Here is a 3,838-nt window from a genome sequence, read left to right as displayed (position 1 = left end):
CGCGGTGATGTTCGAGCAGTCACGGTCCTTGCCCGCGCGGGCCGGCCACACCGCCGACGCCGTCCGTGCCTCCGCCGCCACCACCGGCGCCTTCGTCAACCTGCTGTTGTACGACAGCCTCGCGGTGTTCGCGCTGCGTGCCCTGCACCTGCTGCCGGAACAGACCAGTGTCTACTCGGCCGCGCTGAAGTACCTGCTGCCGAAGGTGCTCATCGAGACCATGTACGACCTGTCGACCGTGCTCGGCTCCGGCATCTACACCCGCGAGGGCTCGCTCGGCATCTTCCAGAAGCACATCAGGGACGTACCGGTGCTCAGCCTCGGCCACGCCGGCACCGCCGCCTGCCAGGCCACCGTCATCCCCCAGCTGCCCCGGCTCGCCCGCACCTCCTGGCAGGGCGCGCAACCGCCGCCCGCCGCCCTCTTCAGGCCCGGCACGCCGGTTCCGCCCGCCACCGCGGCCCGGCTCAGCCTCGCCTCCGGGCATGAGGCGCTCACCGCGTGTCTGCCGCTCGCGGCCGACGACATCACCGGCACCGGACCGGCCGAGCGGGCCCTGGCCGGATACGCGCGGGCGCTCGCGGCCGAACTGGCCGAACTGCGCGCGCGGGTCCGCGGCCTGGAGCGCGACGCCCGCTCCGGTGTCCGGCCGGCCGCCGGGTTCGCGCTGGTCGACCGGTACGCGCTGCTGCTGGCCGGCGCCGCGGTGCTCGGTGTGTGGCGGCAGGCCGGGCGCGCCGGCGATCCCTTCCTCGCCGAAGCGTCCTGGGCCGCCGCCGCCCTGCACCGGCTGGCCCGCCGGCTCGGCCTCAAGGTCGCCGACCCGCCCCCGCAGTGCGCGGCCCGCATCCGGCACGAGGTGCAGCTCCGCTACGGCGCCCAGCTCAGCTACGACCTCTACACCACCCCTGTGAGCGGCTGACCACCCCCGCAGGCTCGCGAAGGAGTCCCACCATGACCGCACCCGCGCACCGGCCCACCGTCTCGGACACCGCCCTCGGACCGTGGCTGCTGGACCGGCTCGCCGCCTATCTGCACCGGCCGGCCGAGACCATCGATCCGGCCGTGCCGCTGGCCGACTACGGTGCCGATTCGGTGGTGGCGCTCAGTCTCTGCGGCGACCTGGAAGACGAGTGGGGCGTCGTGGCCGAGCCGACCCTGCTGTGGGACCACCCGACCGTCGGCCGGCTGCTGGCCCATCTGCCGGCCGCCCACCCCGACGTCTTCGCCGGGCGGGACCGCTGATGGGCGACGACATCGCCGTCGTCGGCATCGACTGCCTCTTCCCGCGCGCGCACGGCGTCGACGCCTACTGGGAACTGCTGCTCGGCTCGGGCGACGCCATCGGCGAGGTGCCGCCGGACCGCTGGGACCCGGCCGCCCACCCCGACGTCGCGCGGGGCGGCTTCGCCGACGGCATCGACGGCTTCGACCACGCCTTCTTCGCCGTACCGCCGCGTGAGGCCGCCGCCATGGACCCGCACCAGCGGCTGCTGCTGCCCAGTGTGTGGCGCGCGATCGAGGACTCCGGGACATCCCCGAGCGCCCTCTCCGGCAGCGACACCGGGGTCTTTGTCGGGGTGATGGGCGGCGAGTGGGGCCGGCTGACGCTGTCCGGGCAGCACCGGCCCACGCCCCAGCTCGGCGCGGGCAGCAGCGCCGGAATGATCGCCAACCGGGTCTCGTACCACCTGGACCTGCACGGGCCGAGCCTCGCCGTGGACACGGCCTGCTCCTCCTCGCTGGTCGCGGTGCACCTCGCGGTCCAGGCGCTGCGCACCGAGGAGTGCTCCACCGCCGTCGCGGCCGGCGTCAACCTGGTGCTCTCGCCGACCCTCGGCCTGGTCTACCAGCAGCTCGGGCTCGCCGCGCCGGACGGGCGCTGCAAGCCGTTCGCCGCCGACGCGGACGGCATCGGCCGCGCCGACGGGGTGGGCGTGGTGGTGCTGCGCAGGCTGCGGGACGCACTCGCCGAGGGCAGCCGGGTCTACGCCGTGATCCGGGGCAGCGCCGTCAACCAGGACGGGCGCAGCAACGGCGTGACCGCCCCCAGCCGCTGGTCCCAGCAGAAGGTGCTGGCGACCGCCTACCAACGGGCCGGCGTCACCCCGGACCGGGTGCGCTTCGTGGAGGCGCACGGCACCGGGACGGTGCTCGGCGACGCCATCGAGTGCGCGGCGCTCGGCGCGGTGCACGGGGTGCCGCGTGACGAGCCGTGCGCGATCGGCTCGGTGAAGGGCAACCTCGGCCACACGGAGGGCGCCGCCGGGATCGCCGGGCTGATCAAGACGGCGCTCGCGCTGCACCACCGGGTGGTGCCGACGAGCCGGCACGCGGACCGCGAGAACCCGCGGCTGCGGCTGGCCGAGCGCGGGCTGCGGCTCATCAAGTCGCCGCTGCGGCTGCCCCGCGGTGAGACGGTGGCGGGCGTGAGCAGCTTCGGGATGGGCGGCACGAACGCGCATGTGGTGCTGGCGTCCGCGCCCGCGCCGCACCGGTCGGGGCGTGTTCCCTCGGCCGCCGGGGTGTTCACGGTCACCGCGGACTCCGCCGAGGGGCTGCGCCGCAATCTGCTGACGCAGGCGGGCGCGGTGGCCGGGCGCGGCCGCGCGGTGTCCGCCCTGTGCTGGAGCAGCAACCGCGCCAAGACGGGACTGCCGTACCGCTACGCCACCACCGCGCAGGACGCCGAGGAGCTGGCCGGGACGCTGCGCCGGGACGCGGAGCGGCCCGCGCGCGACGCCGTACGGCCGTCGGCGGCCCCGGTCGTGGGGTTCCTGTTCACCGGGCAGGGCAGCACCTACCCGGGCATGACCGCCGGGCTGTACCGGGATCTGCCCGCCTACCGCCGGCACCTGGACGAGGCCGACGCCGCGCTCGCGCCGCACACCGGCCGGTCGCTGACCGAGCTGCTGCTCGCCGGGGACGAGCGGATCACCGGCGCCCGGCTGGCGCAGCCCGCGCTGTTCGCGGTGGAGTACGCGCTGTCCCAAACGCTCACCGAGCTGGGAGTGCGTCCGGCGGCGGTGCTCGGGCACAGCGTGGGCGAGTACGCGGCGGCGGTCACGGCCGGCGCGCTCGGTCTCGCGGACGCCGCCGCGCTGGTCGCCGCGCGCGCCGCCCTCATGGCCGAGCTGCCCGGCGGCGGGATGCTGGCGGTGCGCGGGGAGCGGGAGGCGGTCGACGCGCTGCTCGCCGGGGAACCGGAGCTGGCGCTCGCCGTCGTCAACGGTCCCGCGGACACCGTGCTGGCGGGCGGGCGCCCCGCGCTGGAGCGTGCCGCCGCCAGGCTCGCCGGACAGGGCCTGCGCGCCCGCCTTCTGGACGTGCCGCTCGCCTTCCACTCTCCGGCCGTCGCGCCCGTCGTACCGCTGCTGCGCAAGGCAGCGGCGCGGGCGGCCGTACGGGCGCCCGAGGTGCCGTTCGCCTCCACCCGGTACGGGAGGCTGCTGCGGGACGAGCCGCTGGACGCCGCGTACTGGGGTGCGCAGGCCGCCGAGCCGGTGCTCTTCGGGGACGCGCTGAGCGCGCTGGTCGGGCAGATCGCGCCGACCCATCTGGTGGAGCTCGGTCCCCGCCCGCAACTGCTGGGTCTCGTGGGGCGCGCGGGCTTCGGCGCGGGAGTCGACTGCCTCCACCCATGCCCCGGCCCCGCCGCGACCGGCCGTGAACTGGCCGACGTGATCGCCGCGTTGTACCGCTCGGGCCTCGACCCCGACTGGTCCGCCCTCTACGCCCCGGAACACCGCCGCCCGGAACGCCTGGCCCCTTACGCCTTCGACGACCGCCCCCGCTTTCCGCGCACTGAGGCGCGCGTGGCGGCGGTGTTCCGGGGCGT

2 protein-coding genes and 1 pseudogene are annotated in these 3,838 nt (G+C 76.1%); all 3 read left to right on the top strand.

Annotated features, from left to right (window positions below):
- Nucleotides 1-922 (top strand): annotated as a pseudogene (locus tag CCN72_RS21280) (acyl-CoA dehydrogenase); the annotation flags it as partial.
- A gap of 32 nt (nt 923-954) precedes the next feature.
- Nucleotides 955-1,245 (top strand): acyl carrier protein, encoded by a 291-nt coding sequence (locus CCN72_RS21275; protein ID WP_086808896.1) that lies wholly within the window; start codon nt 955-957, stop codon nt 1,243-1,245.
- Nucleotides 1,245-3,838, top strand: a 2,594-nt coding sequence (locus CCN72_RS21270; RefSeq protein ID WP_107430139.1) for a type I polyketide synthase, incomplete at its 3' end; no start/stop codon positions are given. The genes CCN72_RS21275 and CCN72_RS21270, both read left to right, overlap by 1 nt.

This window comes from Streptomyces murinus, from assembly GCF_002154555.1.
GTDB classification, from domain to species: Bacteria; Actinomycetota; Actinomycetes; order Streptomycetales; family Streptomycetaceae; genus Streptomyces; species Streptomyces murinus.
This window is presented reverse-complemented; position numbering and strand designations above follow the sequence as displayed.

Excerpts from the sequence above, each read along its gene's own strand:
- CCN72_RS21275 (WP_086808896.1), top strand. The coding sequence starts at position 955 with ATGACCGCACCCGCGCACCGGCCCACCGTCTCGGACACCGCCCTCGGA.